General features: G+C 58.8%; 22 protein-coding genes. 10 read left to right on the top strand and 12 right to left on the bottom strand.

Going from position 1 to position 24,183, the window contains the following annotated elements:
• Window positions 1-241 precede the first annotated feature (241 nt).
• Window positions 242-412: a rubredoxin gene (locus D1Y85_RS04720; RefSeq protein WP_025527884.1), complete on the bottom strand. Its 171-nt coding sequence runs from the start codon at window positions 410-412 to the stop codon at window positions 242-244.
• A gap of 282 nt (window positions 413-694) precedes the next feature.
• Here D1Y85_RS04720 and D1Y85_RS04715 point away from each other — a divergent pair, with 282 nt between their 5' ends.
• Complete coding sequence (locus tag D1Y85_RS04715) at window positions 695-1,558, top strand: hydroxymethylpyrimidine/phosphomethylpyrimidine kinase (protein ID WP_124149891.1); 864 nt, start codon at window positions 695-697, stop codon at window positions 1,556-1,558.
• Window positions 1,559-1,706: 148 nt separating this feature from the next.
• Here D1Y85_RS04715 and groL read toward each other — a convergent pair whose 3' ends face one another.
• From groL to D1Y85_RS04700, 3 genes are all read right to left on the bottom strand, one after another.
• Window positions 1,707-3,353, bottom strand: a complete 1,647-nt coding sequence (gene groL, locus D1Y85_RS04710; RefSeq protein WP_124149890.1) for a chaperonin GroEL — start codon at window positions 3,351-3,353, stop codon at window positions 1,707-1,709.
• A gap of 44 nt (window positions 3,354-3,397) precedes the next feature.
• Window positions 3,398-3,688, bottom strand: coding sequence for a co-chaperone GroES (gene groES / locus D1Y85_RS04705; protein ID WP_091996917.1), 291 nt, complete (start codon window positions 3,686-3,688; stop codon window positions 3,398-3,400).
• 751 nt (window positions 3,689-4,439) lie between these two features.
• Window positions 4,440-5,555, bottom strand: coding sequence for an NADH:flavin oxidoreductase (locus tag D1Y85_RS04700; RefSeq protein WP_124149889.1), 1,116 nt, complete (start codon window positions 5,553-5,555; stop codon window positions 4,440-4,442).
• Between the two features lie 101 nt (window positions 5,556-5,656).
• On the opposite strand from D1Y85_RS04700, the gene D1Y85_RS04695 reads away from it, so the two are divergent.
• Window positions 5,657-6,070 (top strand): winged helix-turn-helix transcriptional regulator, encoded by a 414-nt coding sequence (locus tag D1Y85_RS04695; RefSeq protein ID WP_124149888.1) that lies wholly within the window; start codon window positions 5,657-5,659, stop codon window positions 6,068-6,070.
• Between the two features lie 39 nt (window positions 6,071-6,109).
• Here the strand turns inward: D1Y85_RS04695 and D1Y85_RS04690 are convergent, their stop codons facing one another.
• The 4 genes from D1Y85_RS04690 to D1Y85_RS04680 form a co-directional block, all read right to left on the bottom strand.
• Window positions 6,110-7,072 carry an IS481 family transposase gene (locus D1Y85_RS04690; RefSeq protein ID WP_124149887.1) on the bottom strand — a complete coding sequence of 321 codons (963 nt, stop codon included), beginning with the start codon at window positions 7,070-7,072 and terminating at the stop codon, window positions 6,110-6,112.
• A gap of 227 nt (window positions 7,073-7,299) precedes the next feature.
• A complete protein-coding gene (locus tag D1Y85_RS27875) occupies window positions 7,300-7,422 on the bottom strand; it encodes a hypothetical protein (protein WP_281278264.1) in 123 nt (40 codons plus the stop codon).
• Between the two features lie 46 nt (window positions 7,423-7,468).
• Complete coding sequence (locus D1Y85_RS04685) at window positions 7,469-9,121, bottom strand: methyl-accepting chemotaxis protein (RefSeq protein WP_124149886.1); 1,653 nt, start codon at window positions 9,119-9,121, stop codon at window positions 7,469-7,471.
• Window positions 9,122-9,592: 471 nt separating this feature from the next.
• Window positions 9,593-9,826 carry a type II toxin-antitoxin system Phd/YefM family antitoxin gene (locus D1Y85_RS04680; RefSeq protein WP_124149885.1) on the bottom strand — a complete coding sequence of 78 codons (234 nt, stop codon included), beginning with the start codon at window positions 9,824-9,826 and terminating at the stop codon, window positions 9,593-9,595.
• 876 nt (window positions 9,827-10,702) lie between these two features.
• Here D1Y85_RS04680 and D1Y85_RS04675 point away from each other — a divergent pair.
• Together D1Y85_RS04675 and D1Y85_RS04670 are read left to right on the top strand one after the other, a co-directional pair.
• Complete coding sequence (locus D1Y85_RS04675; RefSeq protein ID WP_124149884.1) at window positions 10,703-11,425, top strand: helix-turn-helix transcriptional regulator; 723 nt, start codon at window positions 10,703-10,705, stop codon at window positions 11,423-11,425.
• Window positions 11,426-11,457: 32 nt separating this feature from the next.
• Window positions 11,458-11,832, top strand: a complete 375-nt coding sequence (locus D1Y85_RS04670; protein WP_124149883.1) for a VOC family protein — start codon at window positions 11,458-11,460, stop codon at window positions 11,830-11,832.
• A 109-nt stretch (window positions 11,833-11,941) separates the two neighbouring features.
• Here the strand turns inward: D1Y85_RS04670 and D1Y85_RS04665 are convergent, their stop codons facing one another.
• Entirely contained in the window at window positions 11,942-12,547 is a 606-nt protein-coding gene (locus D1Y85_RS04665; RefSeq protein WP_221410268.1) for a TetR/AcrR family transcriptional regulator, read from the bottom strand.
• A gap of 62 nt (window positions 12,548-12,609) precedes the next feature.
• On the opposite strand from D1Y85_RS04665, the gene D1Y85_RS04660 reads away from it, so the two are divergent.
• On the top strand, window positions 12,610-13,692 hold the full coding sequence (locus D1Y85_RS04660) for an epoxide hydrolase family protein (RefSeq protein ID WP_124149882.1): 1,083 nt from the start codon (window positions 12,610-12,612) through the stop codon (window positions 13,690-13,692).
• Window positions 13,693-13,768: 76 nt separating this feature from the next.
• Here D1Y85_RS04660 and D1Y85_RS04655 read toward each other — a convergent pair whose 3' ends face one another.
• A complete protein-coding gene (locus tag D1Y85_RS04655) occupies window positions 13,769-14,143 on the bottom strand; it encodes an immunity protein Imm33 domain-containing protein (RefSeq protein ID WP_124149881.1) in 375 nt (124 codons plus the stop codon).
• A gap of 966 nt (window positions 14,144-15,109) precedes the next feature.
• On the opposite strand from D1Y85_RS04655, the gene ubiU reads away from it, so the two are divergent.
• The 5 genes from ubiU to D1Y85_RS04630 all read left to right on the top strand — a co-directional run bounded on the left by ubiU (window position 15,110) and on the right by D1Y85_RS04630 (window position 20,456).
• Entirely contained in the window at window positions 15,110-16,144 is a 1,035-nt protein-coding gene (gene ubiU, locus D1Y85_RS04650; protein ID WP_124150189.1) for a ubiquinone anaerobic biosynthesis protein UbiU, read from the top strand.
• A 40-nt stretch (window positions 16,145-16,184) separates the two neighbouring features.
• Complete coding sequence (gene ubiV, locus D1Y85_RS04645) at window positions 16,185-17,072, top strand: ubiquinone anaerobic biosynthesis protein UbiV (protein ID WP_124149880.1); 888 nt, start codon at window positions 16,185-16,187, stop codon at window positions 17,070-17,072.
• A 166-nt stretch (window positions 17,073-17,238) separates the two neighbouring features.
• Window positions 17,239-17,694 carry a ubiquinone anaerobic biosynthesis accessory factor UbiT gene (gene ubiT / locus D1Y85_RS04640; RefSeq protein ID WP_124149879.1) on the top strand — a complete coding sequence of 152 codons (456 nt, stop codon included), beginning with the start codon at window positions 17,239-17,241 and terminating at the stop codon, window positions 17,692-17,694.
• A gap of 64 nt (window positions 17,695-17,758) precedes the next feature.
• Complete coding sequence (locus tag D1Y85_RS04635) at window positions 17,759-18,199, top strand: putative zinc-binding protein (protein WP_124150188.1); 441 nt, start codon at window positions 17,759-17,761, stop codon at window positions 18,197-18,199.
• 784 nt (window positions 18,200-18,983) lie between these two features.
• Window positions 18,984-20,456, top strand: coding sequence for a flippase (locus D1Y85_RS04630; protein ID WP_185218907.1), 1,473 nt, complete (start codon window positions 18,984-18,986; stop codon window positions 20,454-20,456).
• Between the two features lie 223 nt (window positions 20,457-20,679).
• On the opposite strand, the gene D1Y85_RS04625 is transcribed toward D1Y85_RS04630, so the two are convergent.
• Both D1Y85_RS04625 and D1Y85_RS04620 read right to left on the bottom strand, forming a co-directional pair.
• A complete protein-coding gene (locus D1Y85_RS04625; RefSeq protein WP_124149877.1) occupies window positions 20,680-21,495 on the bottom strand; it encodes a glycosyltransferase family 25 protein in 816 nt (271 codons plus the stop codon).
• A gap of 340 nt (window positions 21,496-21,835) precedes the next feature.
• On the bottom strand, window positions 21,836-23,707 hold the full coding sequence (locus D1Y85_RS04620) for an HAD-IIIC family phosphatase (RefSeq protein ID WP_124149876.1): 1,872 nt from the start codon (window positions 23,705-23,707) through the stop codon (window positions 21,836-21,838).
• Window positions 23,708-24,183: the final 476 nt, after the last annotated feature.

Raw genomic sequence — 24,183 nt, 5'->3', positions numbered from 1 at the left:
AAAACGATTGCGGAGCCAAGCAGCGGCGCAAGCGGCCTGTGTGCCGCGCTCCGGCTCGGCACGCCGTCACTGCCAGGCAGTACGGCGCGCAACCCAATGAAGGCAGATTTCACGACATCGCGAAGGCCGGCGTGCGGCCGCCTCGGCGAACGCGAACCATGCGTACGAACCCCGCGCATGAGAAAAGCACTAAGCAGGCAAAAAGCGGTGAGCAAAAAGCGCACCCCGCCTGCACACGGCGTCAGATCTGGACCATCTCGAAGTCTTCCTTGCGTGCGCCGCACTCAGGACAGGTCCAGTTGATCGGAACATCTTCCCAGCGCGTGCCGGGCGCGATGCCTTCCTCTGGCAAACCGGCTTCCTCGTCGTAGATCCAGCCGCAGATCAGGCACATCCAGCTTCTATATTCCATTCTTATACCGCGTCGAAAAGTCCAGAAAAAACAGTCGGGAAACAAGAGCCATGATGGTACCGTGTTGCCGATTTTGTGCCTAGCAAACCTAACGATGGACTCGTCCCGTATCAGATCCGGCGAGAAGAACAGAGGAGATCGGTGGCGCGGCGCCGCGTCGCACATAAATCCGCGCGCCGCAATCGTCATCCGTCCCCGGGCGCGCCGATAAGCCGCATAATTGGAGCCGCGGCACCGCTCCAGGCCGCCAACTGCGCCCCACACCCCACATTCGCCACATCCATGCCCAGCGACACGCCTCCCATCGTCCTCACTTTCGGCCTTTCCGATCCGACAGGCGGCAGCGGCCTCCAGGCCGACCTGCTGACCCTCGCCAGCATGGGCTGCCACGGCGTCAGCGTGCTGACCGGCTACACCGTGCGGGATTCGGCGGGCTGCGACGAAGTCACCGGACTCGATCCCGAAGTCGTCGCGACCCAGGCCCGGATGCTGCTGGAAGACATGCCCGTGGCGGCCTTCAAGGTCGGCGCGGCGACGCGCGCCGAAGTGGTGAGCGCAATTGCCGAAGTAGTCGCTGACTACGACGACATCCCCCTCATCCTCGCGCCCGACTTCACACTCGACGACGAACACGTGCTGGCCGCCGACGAATTACGCGAAGCGATCGCCGATCTGCTGGCGCCGCAGACCACGCTGCTCATCGCGGACGCCACGACGCTGCTCGCACTCGCGCAGCCCGATGGCGACGCGGAAGCGCCGAGCATCGACGCGGCGATCGCGCATCTGCTGTCGACCGGTTGCGAGTACATCCTTTCGATGGAGACGGGCACGCATCGCATGGTCAACACGCTATTTTCCGAGGATGGCCAGCTGCGCCAGGACCTGTGGGAGCGCGCCACGCAGCCGATGATGGGCCTGACCGACACGCTCGGAGCGGCGATCGCGGCACTGCTCGCGAACGGCCAGGAGCCGCCCGAAGCGGTGCGCGAAGCGCAGGAATATCTGTATCAGGCGGTGCAAAGCGCGTTTCGGCCCGGAATGGGCGCCTGGTTGCCGGACCGTTTTTTCTGGGCACGGAGCAACGACAGCGAGACGTCCCAGGATGGCGCCGGTGACGCACCGCCGTCCGACGAAGCGCACCAATGAAGACGTAATCGAAGGCACGAGTCGCCTAAGCCCGGCAAAACCGTGCGCATATAAAAAAACCCGCATCGCTGCGGGTTTTTTCTTTTGGGCGGGAACGCGCCGCAAGGCGCATTCCCTGCACTTCGATATAACGCCGGACGAACCGGAGTTACATGTCCATGCCCATACCGCCCATGCCGCCCATGCCACCCATACCGCCGGGCATCGGGGCATCTTCCTTCGCCACTTCAGCAACGGCTGCATCCGTCGTCAGCAGCAGGCCAGCAACCGAAGCTGCATTTTGCAGCGCGGTGCGCGTGACCTTCGTCGGGTCGACGACGCCGGCTTCAACCAGGTCGCCGTACTCGCCGGTCGCTGCGTTGTAGCCGTAGTTGCCCTGACCAGCCGCAACAGCTGCCACGACCACGCTGGCTTCTTCGCCGCCGTTCGTGACGATCTGGCGCAGCGGCTCTTCCATTGCGCGCAGGACGATCTTGATACCGGCGTCCTGATCGGCGTTGATGCCCTTCAGGCCCGTAACCGCAGCACGAGCGCGGATCAGTGCGACGCCGCCGCCCGGGACGATGCCTTCTTCAACGGCAGCGCGGGTTGCGTGCAGCGCGTCTTCGACGCGTGCCTTCTTTTCCTTCATTTCGACTTCGGTCGCAGCGCCGACCTTGATCACTGCAACGCCGCCGGCCAGCTTGGCCACGCGCTCTTGCAGCTTTTCACGGTCGTAGTCCGAGGTCGCTTCTTCGATCTGCGTGCGGATCTGCTTGACGCGCGCTTCGATGTTCGCGGCAACGCCAGCACCGTCGATGATCGTCGTGTTTTCCTTGCCCACTTCGATGCGCTTCGCTTGACCGAGTTCGTTCAGCGATGCCTTTTCGAGCGTCAGGCCGGTTTCTTCCGCGATAACCTGACCGCCGGTCAGGATCGCGATGTCTTCCAGCATCGCCTTGCGACGGTCGCCGAAGCCCGGAGCCTTGACGGCGACGGTCTTCAGGATGCCGCGGATGTTGTTGACGACCAGCGTTGCGAGCGCTTCGCCTTCGACGTCTTCAGCGATGATCAGCAGCGGACGGCCAGCCTTCGCGACTTGTTCCAGAACCGGCAGCAGGTCACGGATGTTCGAGATCTTCTTGTCGAACAGCAGGACGAACGGGCTCTCCAGAACGGCGACTTGCTTGTCCGGATTGTTGATGAAGTACGGCGAGAGGTAGCCGCGGTCGAACTGCATACCTTCGACGACTTCCAGCTCGTCTTGCAGCGACTTGCCGTCTTCGACGGTGATGACGCCTTCCTTGCCGACCTTGTCCATCGCTTCAGCAATACGGTCGCCGATCGACGAATCGCTGTTCGCCGAGATCGAGCCGACTTGCGCGATTTCCTTGTTGGTCGTGCAGGGCTTGCTGATCTTGCGCAGTTCTTCGATCGCTGCTGCGACGGCCTTGTCGATACCGCGCTTCAGGTCCATCGGGTTCATGCCCGATGCAACGTACTTCATGCCTTCGCGAACGATCGACTGGGCCAGGACCGTAGCGGTCGTGGTGCCGTCACCGGCGTTGTCGCTGGTCTTGGAAGCGACTTCCTTGACCATCTGCGCGCCCATGTTCTGGAGCTTGTCCTTCAGCTCGATTTCCTTCGCGACCGAGACACCGTCCTTGGTGACCGTCGGGCCGCCGAACGAGCGCTCGAGGACCACGTTGCGGCCCTTCGGACCCAGCGTGACCTTCACTGCGTTGGCGAGAATGTTCACGCCTTCAACCATCTTGGCACGGGCGGAATCGCCGAACACGACGTCTTTAGCTGCCATCTTTTAACTCCTTGAATTCTCTAAGAATTAGCGGTGGAATGAACTTACTTGTTCACCACGGCCATGATGTCTTCTTCACGCATCACCAGCAGTTCCTGGCCGTCGACCTTGACGGTCTGACCAGCGTACTTGCCGAACAGGACGCGATCGCCGACCTTCACGTCGAGCGCGATCAGCGCGCCCTTGTCATCGCGCTTGCCCGGGCCGATGGCCAGGACTTCACCCTGATCCGGCTTTTCTGCCGCTGCGTCCGGGATCACGATGCCCGATGCGGTCTTGGTTTCTTGATCGAGGCGTTTGACGATCACGCGATCATGCAAAGGACGAAGGTTCATGGATAGATCCTCTCTCTTGATTGAGACTTGGAGATACTCAGGAAAACCTGGCGGGCCTCAAGCCGAAGCGGGCCCGCCAGCGAATTGTTAGCACTCTCGTGCAGTGAGTGCTAATTATATGGACGGGGGATGACAATTACAAGAACGGGGCCAGTGTCGCGGTTCGTGTCGAGGTTCACTTAGGTTGGAACCTTGTTCACTTAACCTGGAACTCGCGACTAGCGTACGGCAGGCGCATGGTTTTAAATTTATCAATTAAAACAATGCGATAGGCGCATTGAGCTGCTGTCTCGAACAACAGATCGACATGGGCACGCAAGCTGTTGCCTCACCATGCGAGAACTGTCCCGAGCGGCATGAATACTGGAATCGCCTGGGGAAATTCCCAATCTCCGCGCCTGACCTGCCCCCACTGCTGTGACCAGGGCGCGCCCAAATGACGCGCGAGCGGCGCATTCATAAGACCCTATTTATTCAATTCTCGCCCCAGGCCACATGAACTGACGACGTCAAATTCGCAGCTGCGAGGCCAACATATGTCTTTTCGTTTGCGAACAAGATCCGCGCAGCAGCTGCCGAAAAGGCCCCGCACAGATACTAGGTGGAGGAGACATTCGAATGTCCGAGTAACAGCGAGGGCCAACGTCCGTTTCGGCCGATTTCCGTCTGACCTGCCTGCCGCTACATTTTGATACCGTAGGTTTTGCCAGAAATCTGACGGATGCCTAAGCGTCCGTCAGATTGTCATAGCTCAGTTCAGTGCCGCCATATCACTGGGATTGAATCCTCCAAGCGGTTCGCCGCGACGCAGTTTTTCAGTCCAGGCGAAATCGCTAAGCAGCGCGCGTCCCACTGCCACCAGATCGAATTCCTCGCGCTCCAGCCGCTGAACAAGATTTGCAAGGCTCGCCGACTGCGAAGCTTCTCCACCGAATGCGCTCAGGAAATCACCCGAGAGTCCCACCGATCCCACCGTGATGGTGGCCGCGCCGGTCAGCTTCTTGGCCCAGCCGGCGAAATTCAGCCCGTCCAGACCATCAACTTCGGGGAATTCCGGCTCCCAGAAGCGCCGCTGGGAACAATGCAGGATGTCCGCTCCCGCCTCGACCAGCGGCATCAGCCAGTCGGCCATGGCCGCCGGCGTCTCGGCCAGTCGCACCGCATAATCCTGCTGCTTCCACTGGCTGAGTCGCAGAATGATCGGGAACTCGGGACCGAGAGCGCGCCGGATCGCCCGGATCACGTCCACCGCAAAGCGTGAACGCTGCTTGAGCGTGGCGCCGCCATATTGGTCTGAACGACGATTGGTCGCCGCCCAGAAAAACTGATCAATCAGATACCCATGCGCGCCATGAATCTCGATGACGTCGAAACCCAGCCGGCGGGCGTCCGCTGCGGCACGGGCAAAGGCCTCGATGGTATCGGCAATCGCTTCCTCGCTCATGGCGATGCCCCGCGCTTCATTGGCGTCGACCAGGCCGGACGGACTCTCGATGCCGCTTGCCGGTTCCCACGGGGTCATCGGACTCTTGACCGAGCCAACGTGCCAAAGCTGAGGCCCCATTGCACCACCCGCCGCATGAACATCGTCAATCACTCGCTGCCAGCCCGCCAATGCAGCATCGCCATGGAATAGCGGGATGTTCTGATCATTGCGGGACGCCGGACGATCGATCACCGTACCCTCTGAAAGAATCAGACCCACGCCGTTTTCAGCGCGACGCCGATAGTAGGCCGCAACGTCGGACCCGGGCACACCGCCGGGGGAAAACGAGCGCGTCATCGGCGACATCACCACGCGGCCCTTCAGTTTCAGGGATTTGAACTCGAACGGCTCGAACAGTGCATCAAGTGAAATTTGAGTCATGACCAGATTTCCAGTTAGGTTGACGCTGACCATAGTATATTTTTTATACTTAATTTCAATTACGCACTTATAATCGACCAGGTATATTGGAGGTAACCACGATGTCCAAGAACGCACCACAACGATTTGCGGTTGATTGCCCGAGCCGGATTCTGTTCGACCAGATTGCGGACAAATGGTCGATGATGGTTCTGACAGTTCTCGATTCCGGGCCGCTGCGCTTCAATGAAATCAAGAGGAGGCTGGAAGGTGTCTCGCAGAAGGCCTTGACGGAATGTCTGCGCCGGCTGGAGCGTAACGGACTGCTCACACGCCATGTGCTACCCACCTCACCCGTGTCGGTGGAGTATGAGATCAGTGCGCTGGGCCGCAAACTTCAGCGACCGTTCAAAGCGCTCTATGCCTGGACGGTCGAATATCTCAACGAGGTCGAAAATGCTCGACACGCCTATGATCTGGCGCAATCGACCATATCGAACTCGAAGGGGGTGTACCGCTCTGCTATACATCGGTGAAGCGACGAGCGCCGAATTGCTATCGAGATAGTTACCTATCTAGGTGTTCAGTCCCGCAGTGAGATGGTGCGGATGAAGTTTAAAGCGATTCGGGTCTTTCGACCACGCGTCACATATAGCTCTGAATGGCGTTTTCCACCGCAATGCCTTCAGATGTTTGCCGAAGTTGTAGCTCTGCACGAAGGCCAGCACGTGTGTGCGTAGTTGCTCCATGCTGCTGTATTCGTACGCCTTGATGGTTGCGTCCTTGATCGTGCGATTCATGCGCTCAACCATGCCATTGGTCCACGCATGGTAGGGCTTGGTACGTTTTTGCTTGATTCCGTTGGCAAAGCAAACACGCTCGAAGATGTGACCAATCCCTGCATGGGTCACGCCGCCTCGATAGCGCTCCTGCTCCGTGAAGGCCACGCCGTTGTCTGTGAGCACGGTATGGATCCGGTAGGGGAATGCGTTAATCACCTGCCTCATAAACTGGGCACCATTGGCTTTGGTCGCCCGGTCAAAGAAGGCGACATGGGTGAATTTGGCGACCCGGTCGACGGCGACAAACATGTGCTGTTTGCCGCCTGCGATCTTCATCTCGGCACTGTCGATATGCACAAAGCCAATTGGCGTGTCTTCAAACTTGCCTCGCGTGGGGCGATTCTGCGTTGTCGGCAAACGACTGATTCCGTGACGCTGCAGGCACCGGTACAGCGCACTGCGGCTGAGCGTCGGCGCTTGCTCCAGCAGGTGGCCCATCAGGTCATCCAAAGGTAAGCGGCCCCGCCGGCGCAGTTCGACGACCTGCCGCTCCTGGTCAGGATGCAGATTCCGGCTACCTCTGTCGCGTGGCCCCATCGGCTGATCCTGAACTGAACTTCGGCTACGCCATTTGGCGACTGTCTTGACATTGATTCCGTAGCGCTTTGCCAAAGCCCGATTGGAGCCAGTGGCTATTTGCAGTTCTGCGCGAATGCGCGGCGTTGTTCGGGCGCTGCCATGTATGCGGATTGCCATAGTGCGTTCTCTTGTTCAAGACTGAAGAATGCACCATGACTCACTGGGACCATACATATCGCAACTGGGTCGGCTACGGCCGATTGCGTGGGGCGGAAGTCGGCCGATTGCCGCCGCCCGCGGATGCCTGCTTTACGGCTGCTAGTCCCAGTGAAACCCGAGGCACGCCGGGCCCTGAAAGACAAAAGCTTTGTATTGCGTAGAAACGCAGGTCAACATTCCGGTTATCACTCGATGCGCGCCGAGTCGAAGATATCCACGAGCCCACTGGCATGCGCCGCCTGCAGATAACGCGCGATCGAACTGTTGAGTTCCTGGTCCGCCATCGCCAGCATGATGCGCGCACGCATGACCAGCGCGGTCGAAACCGAACGCGCTGTGGAAAACGGAACGGAACTAGCGGATTGCCAGCGCGAGGCGGCCGCCCGCTTTCGGACGGCCATATTGAGTCCCACCCGCAGCCGAACTTCCGTTTTGCGCTGCGTCCGTTGATGAACCCTCCTGATCGATGCGGAACACCGCCACCGCACCCCGCAGAACATCCGCCTGCGCTTGCAGCGATTTCGCTGCCATCGCGGCTTCTTCGACGAGCGCGGCATTGTGCTGGGTGACTTCATCGATCTGGGTGATCGCCTTGTTGACCTCATCGATGCCGACGCTTTGTTCCAGCGCGGCGGCTTCGATCTCGCTCATGATGCCGCTCACCCGGCCCACCGACTCCATCGCCTCCTGCATCGTCCTGCGCGCTTCTCCAACGAGCGACGCACCCTCTTCCACCTTCGCGGCCGAGTCGCCGATCAGTTCCTTGATTTCCTTCGCAGCCGCGCCCGAGCGCTGCGCGAGGCTGCGCACTTCCGATGCGACCACCGCGAAGCCGCGCCCCTGCTCACCCGCACGGGCCGCCTCGACCGCGGCGTTCAAGGCGAGGATGTTGGTCTGGAAAGCGATGCCTTCGATCATGCCGATGATCTCCGTGACCTTGCGCGACGAGTCCGTGATGCCGTCCATCGTCTCCGTCACGCGAGTCACGACGTTGCCGCCGCGCGTCACCGTCTCCAGCGCGCCCTGCGCGAGGCGGCTCGCCTGTTTCGCGTTGTCGGTGTTCTGCTTCACGGTCGCGGATAGCTGTTCCATACTCGCCGCCGTCTGCTGAAGCGCCGCGGCTTGCTGCTCGGTACGGCTTGAGAGGTCGGCATTGCCCGAGGCAATCTCATTCGCGCCAATGGTGATCGCGTCCGTGCTGCCGCGCACCTTCGACACCGTATCGACCAGACCATCGCGCATCTGCGTGAGCGCCGACAGCAGCTGGCCCATTTCATTGCGCGAGCGTGACCCGACTGAGATCGTCAGGTCACCCGCAGCGATGCTGCGAAAGTGGGAGATCGTCCGGTTCACTGGATTGACCACCGCCGCTGACAGGCCCACTCGCGCCATCATCCCGACCACGACGCCAATTGCGCCGATCGCACCGAACAGCAGCGTCGAGATGCGCAAACGCTGCTCCGATGTTTCGGCCTCGCGTTGACTTTCGACGGTCTGCAACTGCTTGAGCGCGTCGAACGCCTTGGCGTAGTCCGCGTAGTAGGTGCTCGCCGTTTCGCCCTGGATAGTGTGGAAGGTGTTGAAGTCGTAGTCCTTGAGCGCCTTGAATTCCGGCTCGATCGCGCGGTCGACGAGCGCGGCGCGTGCCTGCTCTACGGCCTGAACAAGCCGCCCTTCCTCGTCGCTGGCAAAAGGTCCATTTGCGTAACTGCGGAACGCAGCCGTGGATTGTTCCAGCACCGCGTGCGCCGCCGGAAGAAGCCCGTCGCTCTGCTTGCCGGCGCTGAAGAGCGTCTCGTAACTGCTGAGCGCCAGCCGCACCTGAAGAAGCTGTTCAGAGCTGCCCCTCAGTTGCTCCAGCATGGACGCGCGGTGCCGGATGTCCTCCAGCCCGCTACTCGTGAGCTTGAGCGCACCGTAGCCGACGCCGATCACGGTCAGCAGAAACGCAACGAAAACGCTGATGACCAGCGTCAGGCCACCGCGAATGGTGAAGTTGTCAAGCATTGGGTCTCCGGAATGTCGGAATCAGCCTTTGGCGGCGCGTGGTTCTTCCAGGCATCGAGGTTTGTCGTTCACGCCTCGCTTCGGTGACGTGTTCGTGTGACGGCGGCAGTGCATGGATACGGTGCCTACCCGATCGTGGATTGAAGCGAATCGGTGAAGTCAAAGGTGCGGACAGTGGTGACGATCATCCTCTGATGCGATGTCCGCTCGAGCGACGGGGTGATCGCGCGCAAACGCGATCGCGGCGTCCAACCGAGATCCGTGCGCCCTCCATTGACACGACCGCCGAGAGCCCCGGTTCCGCGCGTCCAGACGGTGCGAGTCCGCCGTCATTGACCAGCACCGCGATTTCGAACCCGCCGATCGTCGAGATCAGGACCTCACCGCCATCGGGTTCCCGATCTATCGCATCGCGTGCGGCCTCGGCTAACGCCTTCTGCCTGCTCAACCAGCACACTGGCGCAGGTGTGATCATCGGTAGTCCTGCTCCAACGCCACCGGAACAGACGAGCGCCTCATGTCGAAACGCACGATCGAAGCACGCAGCAGCTTAAGCGGGTCCTTCTGCTTGTGGCGGTAAGGCCTGATTTCGATGGTGGGCTGCCCCCGGTCCGTGACGACGATGCTCTCTCCCTGCATCTCCACCTGCCGGAACAGTTCGCATGCTTTGGACTTGAAAATGGCCTTCGATACTCTCTTTTGCATTGCGGTCGTTACCCAGACAGTTCAAATGGGCTATTTTTTCTTTGGGGCGGACACGTTTTGCGGTTCACGGCCGGAGCTTCGTTATCGACCGTCGAACTACGCTGTCTTCGACTTCGCACGTCCAGACACTGCAGCGACGGTGACATGACGCTTTCACCGTCGTTAGCAAGCGATTCGCCGATGCGGCATGCATTCACCGCGGTGCTCTGATCTAGTCGGTATTTGCCCCTGTTGCGACTTTGAACTCGAAGCAGCCGACGAACGTTAACCTTAACGTTATCAAATGTTAATTTGCTGGTGAAAAAGCCGCCATGCGGGGTTTACCTAGTCTTTTTTGGCACGCCTCTGCGGGCTGCCAATGGCAGGATATCGCGCTGCCGCGGAGCAAAACTGCTCATACAAGCCCGGCAACATTCAGCCAACACCGAATTGGTAGCGCTAGCGTTAAAGGAACCATAGCCGCTACCGACATGAGCGGCCGTTTCCGGCATGAGTATCGAGCGTCAGTGTTCGTAAGAAATCGAGCCGACATTCGTAAAGCACTCGTCGGACTAGCCTGCGCGCCGGCCTGCTGGAACAGCTTCGGCCGTCCTGAGCAGCCTTTTGAACTGGCCTCAAGGTAACGTGGGCAGCGAGGCATAGTGGCAGTACTGAAAGGGCGCAGGCGCTCTTTGACTTGAAGTTCTGCATGAGGCGCACACCCCGGGATGATCGTCGTGCTCGGTCGCGGTGCGCTGTCGGCCAGATTGAGACGTTCGACAGAGCCGCATAGATCGTCAACAATGCAATGCCTCTCTGGACGCGACCTATTGCATTCGACTTGAAGTAACCGATAGCGTCGTCGATTTGCTTCAGTGTTGATATCAGGATTCACGTATGTCGCGCTCCGAACGTCTCCTTCATCTCCTGCAAGTGTTACGTCGTTATCGACGTCCCGTGCGTGGCCAAGCCCTGGCCGAGGAGCTCGGCGTGAGCATCCGCACGCTATACCGGGACATCGCCAGTTTGCAGGCGCAAGGAGCAATGATCGAGGGGGAACCGGGCGTTGGTTACGTTATGAAACCGGGTTTCATGCTGCCGCCCATGATGTTTCGCTCAGAGGAACTCGACGCCCTGGTTCTTGGCATGCGCTGGGTGGCCGATCGCTGCGACAAGACGCTATCGTCCGGTGCGCTGAGCGCGCTTGCGAAGATAGCCGCCATACTGCCCATTGAACTGCGGCGCGAACTGGAGGAGTCTTCGCTGCTAGTCGGCGCGCCGTTGGAGAGAGCTGCCCACAAAGTCTCGCCTGACCTCCTGCGTGCCGCAGTCCGAGAAGAGCAGAAGCTCAATATTACATACGTGGACGCCAGTGGTATTCGCTCGCAGCGTGTCGTTTGGCCCTTTGCATTGGTGTATTTCGACCAGGCGCGAGTCCTGATGTGTTGGTGCGAGCTTCGAGCCGATTTTCGGAATTTCCGTTCGGACCGGATCTCGAACGTCGAGCAGTTGGAGGAGCGCTACCCCAAAAGGCGGTCAACGCTGCTTCGTGAGTGGCGTAGGCTCAATCGCGTCGCCAGCCGCACAATACTGCCAGAATCTGACAGCATCGACCATTAGACTGAGCTTCCTTTCTTGGCGAGGAGCTCAAAATGAAGTTCGCATCGGTTCGTGTTGTTACCCGGGATATCGATGGGTTGGTGGAGTTCTATCAAAGGCTTTTCGGTATCGAGGCTGTACGTCCGGCCGATGGATTCGCCGAAATGCGGCTCGAAGGAGCGACGCTTGCGATTTCGTCTGAGCGTCTGATCGAGCTTTTCAATGTCGGTGCGGCCACTGCGGCTGCAAATCAATCGGCGATTCTGGAGTTCGAAGTGGAGGACGTTGACGCGGTGTTCGAACGGATGAATGCGTCCGGGACAAACATCGTGATGCCGGCGACGTTAATGCCGTGGGGCAATCGCTCGCTCTTGCTGCGCGACCCCGACGGGAATCTCGTCAACATATTTTCTCGCCCCAAGCGTTGAGTAAGCCGACCGTCACGGCTGCCCGCACGCGTCGCTGCACGCTCATAGCAATGTGAATGAGGGCGGACATCGAATAACCCTTAACGATGTCGGCCAGGGCGACCGTGCTCTACGTTCCGTCCACCAACCGCTGGATAGTGGCTCCGATCCACTGCTTCAATGCGTCGGTGTCGCCGAGGTCGTCGCGGAGCACACGAAGCCGCGCGGAAATCCCGAGGACGAAAATGTCGACGGCACGAGCACGAGCAGTGGCCTCGTTGTCCGTCATGCCATAGCGGAGCAACTGCTGCCGGAACGGTTCGAGCGACTCTTCGTCGAGGAACTTCGCCAGGGTCTCAGCAGCTTCGCGGCGTTCGCCTGCGGCGCGCAGCAGTACGAGGAGCGGATCTTGTCCTTCCATCGTCGTCCACCGGGTGACGATGCCCTCTGCCATCCGACGCCCGATTGACTCGCGCGGGCCGTCGGACAGCGTCTCGAGCTTCAGATGGACCTCGGCCGCAGCCACAAAAAGCCCGTCCTTGCCGCCGAAATATCGGGTGATGAGATTGGGTGACACATTCGCCGATACTGCGATGTCGCGGACCTTGGCCCCCGCGAATCCGACTCGGGCGAACTCGCGCCGTGCCGCAGCAAGAATGCGCTCGCGGGTTCGCACAGCGTCCTTCGGTCGTGCAGTTTTCGTTTTCACGCTAGCCATATCGCCTTTTTCGGCCATGGTACACGCGAATACAAAAATGTGTATTGCTGTACACATGATTTATGTGTATCGTCGTACACATGTCACTTCCTCTTCGCCCCATTTCCGATGCCGCTCTTGGCGATCTGCACAGACGGCTCGCGGCAACGCGACGGCCAGGACTTCCGCGAGGTGTCGGTTGGGAACGCGGGACCGATGCTGACTTTCTCGCCGATCTGCTCGAGTTTTGGCGTCATCGTTACAACTGGCGAACTCACGAGGCCCGCATCCTCAACTTGCCGTGGGAGTCGGTTGGCGCCGGTGATCGTGCGCTTCGCGTCGTGCATCAACGCGCGGTGCTTGCCGACGCTCCGGTCGTGGTCCTGTTACACGGGTGGCCCGATTCGGTGCTTCGGTTTGAGCGCGTGCTATCCCGGCTCGATGATGTACATGTCGTCGTACCGGCTCTGCCTGGGTTCCCGTTCGCCTACGAGCTGACGAAGCCGGGGATGACGAGTGTTGTCATGGCATCGCTCGTCGCCGACGCGATGCAATCGCTCGGGCACGACCGTTACGTGGTCTCGGCCGGCGACTTCGGGGCGGACGTCGCAGAACAGCTCGCTGTAATGCATCCGGACCGGATCGGGGCACTGCATCTGACGAACATCTCACCATTGCACGCGGTGTTCGCGGACCGGTCGACACTGGACCAGGAGGCGCTCCGCTACCTCGATTCAGTAGCGGTCTGGCAACGGACGGAGGGTGCGTACATCGCGCAGCAGTCGACGAAACCACATACCATCGCGCCTGCTCTCGCGGATTCGCCGGCAGGTCTTGCCGCGTGGCTCGTCGAGAAGCTGCGGAGCTGGTCGGACACTCCATTCTCCGAGGACGATCTGCTAACCTGGATTAGCGCCTACTGGTTCACGGGGACGATCGGGACGTCCTTCGCACCGTACGTCGAGTTCGCGCTGCCGGCGCCGTACGTGCAGACGGCCACTGTACTCAGCGCGTTTGCGCACGACATCAAGCTCGCACCGCGCGGGTTCGCTTCGCGGTTCGTCAACGTTCAGGAATTCATCGAGCACGACAACGGCGGGCACTTCGCAGCGTGGGAGCAGCCGGAGCGGTATGTGGAAGACCTGCGCCGGGCGATTGCGCTGGCGCATCGGTCGCTCGCGTGAGCATCGTCAATTTCGCGAAGACGTCTGGCGTGGCGTCGTTCGTCGCGTGCGTGGCCACCACGTCGCTCGAGGTGATTCAGATGTGCGATTGCACCCTCACCCCCATCGCACCATTTTGAATCGCCCAAACCTGTTCATTTCCTTCGGCATCCAGAACAAAACCGGAGCCGTGAGGCAGCCCGAGAAATTTCGAAGCAGCAGGAAGAATATCCTTCAGCTGCTCCGTCTGCACGGACTTGTAAGAATCAACCTTGCTGAAGAAACTCTTGCAGTGGAAGAACCAGCTCACTTCTTCCCCGTCCTTTAGCGCCACGCGCTCACCATAGATCGGGAATTTGCCGATCGTGTCGAGCGCAACCGCCACCGTTCCTTCGGGCGCAATCGCCGACAGATCATACTTGCGACACGTTTCCTTCTGCAGATCTTCCAATGTGTCTGATTTATTTTTCATCACTGAACTCTATTCATAAAGTCAAAAGACACCGACGCTCCACACAGAGCCATACTTTCCCGTTTGCCGAGTTCGCATCGACTACCGAGGTCTGATTTAGAGGTGATATATGTTTATAAGTCCGATTCGGACTGTCTCCGGTCGAGACAATTACAGCTCATCCGCTTACGTGGTCGCTCATCAGTGAAAGACCGTGCTGGCGACTGCGCGTGTCAAGTCATCAACCCTCGCCAGTTCCGCATCGGAACGCTCTGCCCGACAGTCGCCCCGCACTGCTCGCGGCGCCCCTGAGCAAACCACTCCGATCGTCCATCGGACCACGCCTGAGCGCCAGGCGCGAAGCGATTCGCGGAAGACGGTGTTCGTCGCGGGACAAGCCAGATTTTCAAAATCCCTCATACATCGAGGGTTATTTCGCGTTCTGGTGGATTCGTGGTGATTCGCTGGTAATGCATGGGCGGCAACACGGCGTTCAAAGACAATAAACCGGGTCGATCCCCCCCGCAATAATCCCGATTGCCTAGTCCTTGAGAACAGGCATACCAATTTAAAAAATTGATGCACATTAATGTCAAGCATGCGCCGACGTTGCAGACTGTCGACTTTGGCGCACGCCTCACCGCCATCGTCGCTATGGTTCAACCGCATGTTGGTCGAAGACCGCCGGCGAGCGCGCCGGAATCAACGGCAAATTGCGTTTTACTGCCGGCGACGGGTTCCGCATCCGCTCATCGACATCGGCGCAGACGCAGACGTTCTATTCCGTCACTTGCAATGTTCCCCTTTTCCCTGGTGCTCTCCCCCTGACGCCCTTCCTGTCCGGATCTGCGTCGCGCAGCTTGCATTGGGCTCGAAACCGACATTCTCAATGATGCCCATCAGGGTGTTTGTCGCGGTACTTGCCACGGTGCTTTGGCGATTGAACGCGAGCAATTTCTCTCAAATCTCTTGGAGCGGTCATCTTCTATGACACACGGCAGTACAGGAAACGATGGTTCGCCACAGATGGAGCTGGTGTGCCCAGCAGGGAGTCTGCCTGCGCTCAAGGCTGCGGTGGACAATGGCGCCGATTGCGTGTATCTCGGCTTTCGCGATGCGACCAATGCCAGAAATTTCGCCGGCCTCAATTTTGACGAAGCCGCCATCCGCACCGGCATTCAGTACGCCCACGACAGGAAACGCAAGGTCTTCCTCGCGCTGAATACCTATCCGCAGCCAACGGCGTGGAAGACCTGGCGCGAGGCAGTCGACCGCGCGGCTCAGTCCGGCGTCGATGCCGTCATCGTCGCCGATGCGGGATTGATTCAGTACGCCAGTGAGCGCTATCCGGATCTTCGCCTGCATTTGTCCGTGCAGGGATCGGCAACGAACTACGAGGCGCTCAATTTCTATCGCGAGCACTTCGGTGTGGTGCGCGCCGTTTTGCCGCGCGTGCTTTCGATCACGCAAGTCGAACAGGTCATCGAAAAAACGCCCATCGAGATCGAGGTGTTCGGATTCGGCAGCTTGTGCGTCATGGTCGAAGGACGCTGCGCGTTGTCGTCCTATGTCACCGGCCAGTCGCCGAATACCTATGGGGTGTGTTCCCCGGCGAAGTCGGTCCGCTGGCAGCAAACGCCGCAAGGCATGGAGTCGCGGCTGAACGGCGTGCTTATCGATCGTTACGCCGACGATGAAAACGCGGGTTATCCGACGCTGTGTAAAGGACGCTTTGACGTTGAAGGCGAAAACTACTATGCGATCGAGGAGCCGACCAGCCTGAACACCCTGGAACTCCTGCCGCGCCTGATGCAGATCGGCGTGCGCGCCGTGAAGATCGAAGGACGGCAGCGCAGCCCCGCGTACGTGGCACAGGTCACGCGAGTGTGGCGAGAAGCCATCGACCAGTGCCGTGCAAATTTGCCGCGGTATGCCGTCAAACCCGCGTGGATGGACGAACTCCACAAGGTTGCCGAGGGGCAGCAGCACACGCTGGGCGCCTACCACCGGCCATGGAAATGATGTGCGCGACGCCTTCGTGCCGCATGCAGGAACCGCAACTATGAAAATCGCATTAGGTCCCCTTCAGTATTACTGGTCGCGCGTCGCGACGATGCAATTCTATGAGGCCATGACTGACGCGCCGGTGGACATTGTCTATCTGGGCGAGACGGTCTGTTCGAGACGTCACGAATTGCGCCTTCCCGACTGGCTTGAAATCGCCGATATGCTCGCGCAGGCCGGCAAGGAAGTCGTCTTGTCCACGCAAGTGCTGCTCGAATCGGGCAAAGACATCACGACACTCCGGCAGGTCACGGGCAATGGCCGCTATATGGTCGAAGCCAACGATATGGGCGCGGTGCATTGCGTCGAAAACACTCCGTTTGTCGCCGGGCCATGGTTGAACGTCTACAACGCGCCGACGCTTGGCATGCTCGCGGGCCTGGGCGCGCAGCGATGGGTGATGCCGCTTGAATTGGGAAGAGACGCGCTCGCGCAAATGCAGGCGGACCGACCACCTCAACTGCAAACCGAAGTGTTTGCGTACGGACGCATGCCGCTGGCGTTTTCCGCGCGATGTTTTACTGCGCGTAACCGGAACCTTCCGCGCGACAATTGCCAGTACGTTTGCATCGATCATCCCGATGGTCTGATGCTCAATACGCGCGACGGTGAGCCATTTCTGGTCCTGAACGGCATCTCGACTCAATCGGCGCGCGTGTACAACCTGATCGGCGAAATCGATGCACTGAAGGCATTGAAGGTCGATGTGCTGCGCCTGAGCCCGCAGTCGCAACACATGACCGAGATCGTCAAGCTTTTTGACGACGTCATCGATGGACGGCAGGACGGGGCGCAAGCGCTGTCGCAGATGCATTCCCTGATGCCGGAAGCGCACTGCGATGGCTTCTGGCACGGTATGGCCGGTCTTTCGCGTCGAGCGGGTTAACGGCGGCGACCGACGCGGCAATCACGGACGCGTGCGATCCGCATCGTCGGTGCGTTTGTTTGTGACGCGTCACACGCTCGACCCTGCCTGGTTACCGAATCAGGCGCCCCGGGGAAGTCGGCATAGCAGACTTCCCATAGCATGGTTTTTTGAGGAGTTGTTTCCGATGAGCACCGCTTCGTACAAGCTCCCTTCGCTGGTTGGGAAAGCACTGTCGATATTGCCCGCGTGGCCGGGGTCCGTACTGTTCGTCCGGGGCCTCAATCTCGCGCTGACCAGGCATCTGCCCGCCGATGCGCTTGAGCTGCTAAATGGCCGGCCGCTGCGCATTCAAGTGAAAGATGCCTGCATCGCTTTCGATTTTGTGTGCCGCAATGGCACGTTCGCGGCAGCGCGACATCAGGGCGAAATCGCGCTGACTATCAGCGCCGACGCCTATGATTTCTTTTTGCTCGCGCGGCGGGCGGAAGATCCGGATACGCTGTTTTTCAGTCGGCGACTGACGATGGAGGGCGATACGGAACTGGGCTTGCTGGTGAAGAATTCGCTCGACGCCATCGACTTCTCGGTCTTTTCGCTTGACCGCTTCGAACCGCCCCGCATGTTTCGGCGTGGTGAATAGGAGAAGCAAGGTCCGGTCCGTTCGATAAGCCCGCAGGAAAGCCGCCAAAGTGGGAGGTTCCAGAATGAACAGTGAATATAAGTCGTTGCCGCTTGTCTACGCTTGTTCCGGATGCTCGAGCGCGGCTCAGCTCGCCAACCACGTGGCTGTGCGGCTCGACCGTCAGGGCTCGGCGGAAATGTCGTGCATCGCCGGTGTGGGTGGGGATGTTCCTGCTTTGTTGAAAGTCGCGCGCGCGGGCCGCCCCATTCTGGTGATCGACGGTTGCCCGCTCGTCTGTGCAAAACGGTCGCTCGAACGGCACGGCATCACGCCCGACAAGCACATGCAACTTGCCGAGTGTGGGGTAAAGAAACGACTGCATGCGGATTTCGATCCGGTCGAGGCCGAGCAGGTCCTGGCGATGGCGAAGGAAACAGCAGCGAGTCTTGAGCGCGGGGAAAAAAGAAGCGCGAGGGCACAGTCTGAGCGCGGCTACGGCGAAAGGGTTCAGCCGGGTCTGTAGAGTTCACCAACCGCTCGCCGAAAGCAAAAGCTCGCCGACACGGCTGTCTCACTTAGTGTGACGCCGGTTCTGGAACTGCGGGATGAACTTCTGCGCGGCGAGGCGACGGTTTTTCCAGTGCAGCGCGATTCGTCGGCGCCATGCCGCCCCCCACCCGCCACGGCCTACGCCCCACTCTCCAGCTGCACAGCCGCCACAACCCATTTCACCACGGGCCACGCAAGGCTCGTGCGCGCACGACCCAGCACGGTCGCTCCAGCAATCTTCCGCACCAGCGCAACGTCCGGCCCACAATCGCAAATCCGCACACAATAAGTTGCGGCAACTGGCGCACGGGCTTAGGCGCGGCACGTCGAAAGTTCTGGCCCTGTTTCCCCGCCACGGCGGGCGAATTCTGGCATGAAAAAAATGAGTGCGCACTGAAGTGGATACCGGCTGCAGCAATGGTTCAATGATTGAACGCAGCCATTGCTTACAAGCACTTTCGGCATCGTTTCCTGTCGAGCGAACAAACAAAGAAGTGAACACCTGCTCGAAAAGCCGACGGACTCGAAACTTAACCTCGCGATAAGGCGCAGGCACTCCCTGCTCCGTGCGCCGACGCACAAACGTACGAGCTTGCCTCAGCGCAGAATAAGCGGTACCCGTTCGAACGCATCCTCGCCTGTGCCCGACAGAGGAAAACAGCGATAGTGCCACATGCGCTCACACCAATCACGAATCCGTCACGGGTCGCATTACACAAGACAAAGTCGCGCAGCGAATGCACGCACCGGACCACATCATGACCGCAAAGCCCAGTCTAACGCGCAACGCCACGTTGAACTTTATCAGCAGCATTCTGCCGATTTGCGTTGCGCTCGTGACGACACCCATCTACCTCCATTACATCGGCACGGCACGCTACGGTGTATTAGCTATCGTCTGGATGATTCAGGGTTATTTCGGCTTCCTGGACATGGGGCTGTCCGCTGCAACGGCCAACCGCATCGCGCAACTCACTAATGCGCAACACAGCGAGCGCGAGGCAGTCCTATGGACGGCGCTGATTCTAAATATAGCGCTCGGTCTGGTTTGCGGCATAGTGCTTTACATCGCCATGCACTTGCTGCTTCCGTACTTCAACCTCGGGCCGAAGCTCCAGGCCGAATTGTTGCCCGCGCTACCCTACGTGGCCAGTCTCATGCCGCTCTCGAATCTCATTGGCGTACTCACCGGCGCACTTTCCGGGCGTGAGCGCTTCGGTGTACTCACGCTGGTGCAGTTGCCAATCACACTCATGTATCAACTCTCCCCACTGGCCGCGGCGTTTTTCTTCGGGCCAAGCCTGCGCTATGTCGTGTTTGGAACGCTGGTGCCCAGCGTTTGCACAGTGTTGTTGTATGCGTTAGTGGTTTGGCGTGTCTTTCCGCTTCGATTTACCAGCGGCCCGCGCCCGGACCTGATTAGCAAGTTGTTCTCCTACGGCGCCTGGATGAGCGCCCAAAACCTTACGGCTGCGCTACATGAAACCGCTGACCGCATCATGATCGGTCACGCGCTCGGGCCTCAAGCGGTCGCTTATTACCAGGTCCCCTTCAACCTTGCCGTGCGCGTGCGACTTCTTCCAAACGTAATCTCGCGCACGCTGTTTCCTCGCCTCTCGTCGCTCGAAGCCACTCATGCCACATCGCTTTCCGCAATCACCGTACGAGGTTTCGCGGCAGTGCTTACGCCGATGATTGTGTTCGGCATGTTTCTCATGCATCCATTTCTCTCGCTGTGGGTGGGCCAGGAATTCGCCGCACGCTCAGTCTCGGTAGGCGAAACGATCCTCGTAGGCGCCTGGTTTAATTGTCTCGCGTTGATTGCGGGCTGCCACCTGCAAGCGATAGGCCGGCCTGGCGTCCCCGCACGCCTTCTGGTGTACGAGCTTGTGCCGTTCCTCGCGTTTCTGTGGTGGGCGATGCATACCTTCGGCGTGCTGGGTGCCGCTCTGGCGTGGAGTGCACGGTGCGTCGTGGACGGCGTGCTGATATTCCATGCTGCACGTCTCGACACGCGCCCATTGCGTATGCTGGCCGCACCGACGCTGATCATCGGCGTGGCGTATGTTGGCACGCTCACTCTCACGCCGCTCACGTGGCCAAGCATCGCGATGTGGATTGGCGCCACTGGCGTCGCGCTCGCGTGGGCTGCGCACGCGGAACCTTTGCTCTCAGCACGCGTGCTCGGCCTGTTCGCATCGATGCGTAGCCGCTGGGTACAAAGTCACTGATCCCTGCACAACATAGACGGGCACGATGTGACTTGTTGCCGGTCATCGAGTGCATAGACCGGAAAGTTGACGCGCCAAGAACCCGTGGGAACGCGATCCAGTACACAGAGTTAAAGATTGGCCATGCCGTCCAGGAGCAATTCAAACCCTCTGGCAAACCGGGGTACTGTGATATGTCGCCCCGTGACTGGCAGTCGACAAGATAGCGATGTGCCACTGACGCTCACTCGAGAGGCAGGCTCCCCGCATCAATGGCGCGAAGTTGATTAATGATTTTTTCTCTGCTGCGCAATGCGATGTCAATTTCACGCTCGATCCGCATCGCTAGTTTGCGGTAGATCCGCGCCGCCAGTTTTGAGCTCGCGCGGCGCGATCCCTTGAGGTCCCTCTCGCTCTGGATGCTGGATGCGCGTGGGTCGACAGGATGTTTGACAATATTTGCAAAATAGAATTCGCCAATCTGCACGCTTTGCCGGATATGCGAAAAATCATCAATCACGAACATATCCTGATCCATCAGGTTTACGATTTTCTTCGCGAATGCCGACGAAATCACGTACCCGACTGTCCGGTAGAGATACCGCAAGTCCGAACGATTTACTTTGAAAACGGGCGGGACTTCACAGCAAATCGTGCCACCCACGCGCCCAAAACTTTCCAGCAACCCTTCTATTCCTCCCAGATGCAAGTAACCTTCGAAATTGCCAAATTGCCCCATGATCCGCTGAATTTTTTCGCAAGCATTCGCTTCGAGAATAACGTCATCCTCGAGGATCAGAGCATGCGAGTCACCCGTACGCAGGAAAGCCTCATACGCCTTCTTGTGGCTCAGGGCGCAGCCCAATTCGGAAGGCGTGACCAGCGAATTTCCCGCATTAAAATATTTCCTAACCGCTACGAAATACTCTTTTGCACTCAGGCCCGGTCCATATACTGCATCGATGAAGTTAGCCTCGAATCGCCCCTGCTCAAGAATTGAAGCGATTTCTTTATTACTTTCACACTGACTATCTTTTAAAGATATAATAAAAGCCCGCATAAACCACCTCAAAATACAAGATCATTATGGACATTTGTCCGATATATTCTGAATTTTTGCAGTTTGGCGGGAAAAATCCAATGAAATGGCACCACAAATGAGGGGTTGACCGCATAGCTCCGGACGCAACGCACATGTCGCCAAACTGCGGCTGGGCGGATCGGTGAACGGCGGCGGAGGCGAACAACGTTCTGACTCAGACGGAATCGTCGGATGGGGGCCGACAGCAGGCGTCGATCAAGTAGAGAGCCTGTCGTCTGCCGCATACGCTCCGAAGGCACATGCTTGTGTCACGCGTACCCGCCGTGACCGGCACACCCGCCAATCCCCGAAGAGCCTTTTAGATCTGGACAGGTGGGAACTCGGTAGTGCCCAGATTTTCGATCTTGATGTAGGACGGCGGCTCATTCGCAGCGCTCGAGTACAAACCTGTCTTCGTTTGGGAAAAGCCGATCCGCCTGAAATAATCGTGACAGGTCGCGTTCTTTCCTGTATCGATCAGTTCCGCGCGAATCTCAGGATGCGATTTAAGCGCCAATCGGGTCGCGATGGCACCGACGACCAGTTCCGCCCCAAGTCCAAATACGCGGCACGAGAGAACAACTTGCACGATATTCGCGCATTTGACCAGGCAGACCGAGATGATGCCATTATCTATCAGCTTGTCTCGCAGAGACGAGACGACACAGTAGCCGCCTACGCTTAGAAATTTCTCAAACTCCGACTTTTCCCACCTTTTCCCCGTCGTGTTGAATTGATTTGTCTTGTTGATTAGCTCGAACGCACGTTCGAAGTGCCTGGACGTCGGGCTTTTGATCAAAAAGAACGACTGACGTAACTGCAATGAAGCTAGCCACTCTTCGCGCGAAACACCGCTGGCGACGTCGGAACCGGCTTCGCGCTGCGAGATTGCGCGCACGAGCTCTGTACGTCGCGAGGACTCTTCAGTAACGATGGGCACCTGTGTTTCAGCCGATCGAAGGATGATTCGCCGCCAGTCGTAGTGGTTTCCGCCCAGACAGCGAATGTCGGGGATCGCAGCCTTCACCTCGGACAACTCACGGTCATTGTCGTCGATGAAGACACAGTTTCCCGGGAGCAGATTCACCTCCTTGATGATTTCACGGATGTTCTGCGACTTGGGGTTCCAGTTTATGCGCGCACAAGCAAAATCATCCAGGGTGATGGCGCCACGCCAGATCGCGTTGAACCTTTCGATGGTAGGCGCTTCCTCATTCTTACTACAGATAGCCAACAGTCCGCCGCGTCTTTTGAAGAACATCAGGGCTTCCGCGAGGCCAATAGGCCAACCTTCGATGCGATCATGCACGCTCAGGCTCTCACCTTCCGCAGCAACTCCACGCCACAGGGTGTCGTCGAGATCAACGATGATCAGCTTCACCGGGTTTCGCTGCTCGATTATCCTTAGTATCGCTTCAATCCGGGAGAGGAGCGCAAGGATGAATTCCCGAGATGCAACTTCATAGGTGAGAATATTCCCGAGCGCTTTCGGTGCATTCAGCCGACCAGCGTCAAGCTTGAAATCCCAATCGTTGATCAACGAGGCATGCGAACTGCTCGCGAGGGCATCATCCTGCAAGTGCCGGCGTCCGACGAAATTCAATATCTCGTTGGACTCGAGAAAATAGCAATTATTCGTCTTCCTGATCGCCTCGTTGAAAAGCCGATTCATTTCACGAACGAGATATCCAGGCGATGTTGGACTGAATGGATCAACGACGTCGCCAAGGTAATTGAAGCTTGGCTCGAAAAACGACATGAATAAAACCGGAACCGTCGTTATCTCCCCGGCAATCTGCGCCACCTTCCAGGAGAGATATTCACCCGCACTTTCCAGAAAGGCTCGAGCATCGTCGCCTGACTGGATCCTCGAAAAGGTCATGTCGGCCGCGGGCTGTTGCGTTTGCGTCACTTCGCTCAGAATATCCCGAAGGGTGAGGCTCACGACGGCCACATCATCTGACGGGTCGACATCCGGGACAGGCGAGTGGCGCCTTGCTCCCATCAATACATGCCTGACGTTGTGCCCGGAATTTACGCTTCGACTGGCGATCATGTCTACCGCACACGTACCGAGCAGAAGTATGTTGAGCTTGCGCGAGCCGATCGCGAGCGGCGTCAGCGACGGCGGCGACTTAGCCTGTTGGGTGACGACGGAACTGTAAAACAATTCGCGAAAAAATTGACGCATTTGGGCCCCAGGATTCGAAACGTTCTGAACCGCAGCCAATCACGTGCTCGACGCCGACACGCTGCGCGACGCGCACGCTGCGAACACCCGAATGCCAGGCGGCACCCACTCACAGTAATGGAGACATGCGACGATCATCGCAGCGCTTCCACGCATAACGTCGACGTTGTGCGTGCTATCGGCGCTCCAGCCAGTTATGGCTTGACTCATTGCATGGCTGACCTGGCACGCACTTTTTGTGACGCGGGCGCGCGTTATCAGCACACCGCCGGGATGTGCCTTGCGATTAAAACATTGGGACACGCCGCCATCTGTGCGCCGACATACATAACTTGCCCACACCCGGGGTTTGACAAGAAGCGCGTATGAGGCTGATCGGGAAGTCAGGACTGTATTGACCCAGTGAAAACCTGCTCAAGTCATAATTGAAGGAACGTGGCGATGAGCGTGAAGATGGAAGAAGACATCAAGCGATG

It is taken from the genome of Paraburkholderia dinghuensis (assembly GCF_003837865.1).
GTDB lineage: Bacteria > Pseudomonadota > Gammaproteobacteria > Burkholderiales > Burkholderiaceae > Paraburkholderia > Paraburkholderia dinghuensis.
The sequence above is the reverse complement of the archived record's forward strand: the minus strand, read 5'-3'. Positions and strand labels throughout refer to the sequence as shown.

Bases quoted from the DNA above. Each gene is read 5' to 3' on its own strand.
- D1Y85_RS04630 (WP_185218907.1), top strand. From the start codon at position 18,984: ATGACCGCAAAGCCCAGTCTAACGCGCAACGCCACGTTGAACTTTATC.
- D1Y85_RS04720 (WP_025527884.1), bottom strand. From the start codon at position 412: ATGGAATATAGAAGCTGGATGTGCCTGATCTGCGGCTGGATCTACGAC.
- D1Y85_RS04670 (WP_124149883.1), top strand. From the start codon at position 11,458: ATGAAGTTCGCATCGGTTCGTGTTGTTACCCGGGATATCGATGGGTTG.
- groES (WP_091996917.1), bottom strand. From the start codon at position 3,688: ATGAACCTTCGTCCTTTGCATGATCGCGTGATCGTCAAACGCCTCGAT.
- ubiT (WP_124149879.1), top strand. From the start codon at position 17,239: ATGAGCACCGCTTCGTACAAGCTCCCTTCGCTGGTTGGGAAAGCACTG.
- D1Y85_RS04620 (WP_124149876.1), bottom strand. From the start codon at position 23,707: ATGCGTCAATTTTTTCGCGAATTGTTTTACAGTTCCGTCGTCACCCAA.
- D1Y85_RS04655 (WP_124149881.1), bottom strand. From the start codon at position 14,143: ATGAAAAATAAATCAGACACATTGGAAGATCTGCAGAAGGAAACGTGT.
- D1Y85_RS04700 (WP_124149889.1), bottom strand. From the start codon at position 5,555: ATGACTCAAATTTCACTTGATGCACTGTTCGAGCCGTTCGAGTTCAAA.
- D1Y85_RS04675 (WP_124149884.1), top strand. From the start codon at position 10,703: ATGTCGCGCTCCGAACGTCTCCTTCATCTCCTGCAAGTGTTACGTCGT.
- D1Y85_RS04715 (WP_124149891.1), top strand. From the start codon at position 695: ATGCCCAGCGACACGCCTCCCATCGTCCTCACTTTCGGCCTTTCCGAT.
- D1Y85_RS04685 (WP_124149886.1), bottom strand. From the start codon at position 9,121: ATGCTTGACAACTTCACCATTCGCGGTGGCCTGACGCTGGTCATCAGC.
- D1Y85_RS04660 (WP_124149882.1), top strand. From the start codon at position 12,610: ATGTCACTTCCTCTTCGCCCCATTTCCGATGCCGCTCTTGGCGATCTG.
- ubiU (WP_124150189.1), top strand. From the start codon at position 15,110: ATGACACACGGCAGTACAGGAAACGATGGTTCGCCACAGATGGAGCTG.
- D1Y85_RS04635 (WP_124150188.1), top strand. From the start codon at position 17,759: ATGAACAGTGAATATAAGTCGTTGCCGCTTGTCTACGCTTGTTCCGGA.
- groL (WP_124149890.1), bottom strand. From the start codon at position 3,353: ATGGCAGCTAAAGACGTCGTGTTCGGCGATTCCGCCCGTGCCAAGATG.
- D1Y85_RS27875 (WP_281278264.1), bottom strand. From the start codon at position 7,422: ATGCGTGCGCGCATCATGCTGGCGATGGCGGACCAGGAACTCAACAGT.
- D1Y85_RS04625 (WP_124149877.1), bottom strand. From the start codon at position 21,495: ATGCGGGCTTTTATTATATCTTTAAAAGATAGTCAGTGTGAAAGTAAT.
- ubiV (WP_124149880.1), top strand. From the start codon at position 16,185: ATGAAAATCGCATTAGGTCCCCTTCAGTATTACTGGTCGCGCGTCGCG.
- D1Y85_RS04690 (WP_124149887.1), bottom strand. From the start codon at position 7,072: ATGGCAATCCGCATACATGGCAGCGCCCGAACAACGCCGCGCATTCGC.
- D1Y85_RS04695 (WP_124149888.1), top strand. From the start codon at position 5,657: ATGTCCAAGAACGCACCACAACGATTTGCGGTTGATTGCCCGAGCCGG.
- D1Y85_RS04665 (WP_221410268.1), bottom strand. From the start codon at position 12,547: ATGGCCGAAAAAGGCGATATGGCTAGCGTGAAAACGAAAACTGCACGA.
- D1Y85_RS04680 (WP_124149885.1), bottom strand. From the start codon at position 9,826: ATGCAAAAGAGAGTATCGAAGGCCATTTTCAAGTCCAAAGCATGCGAA.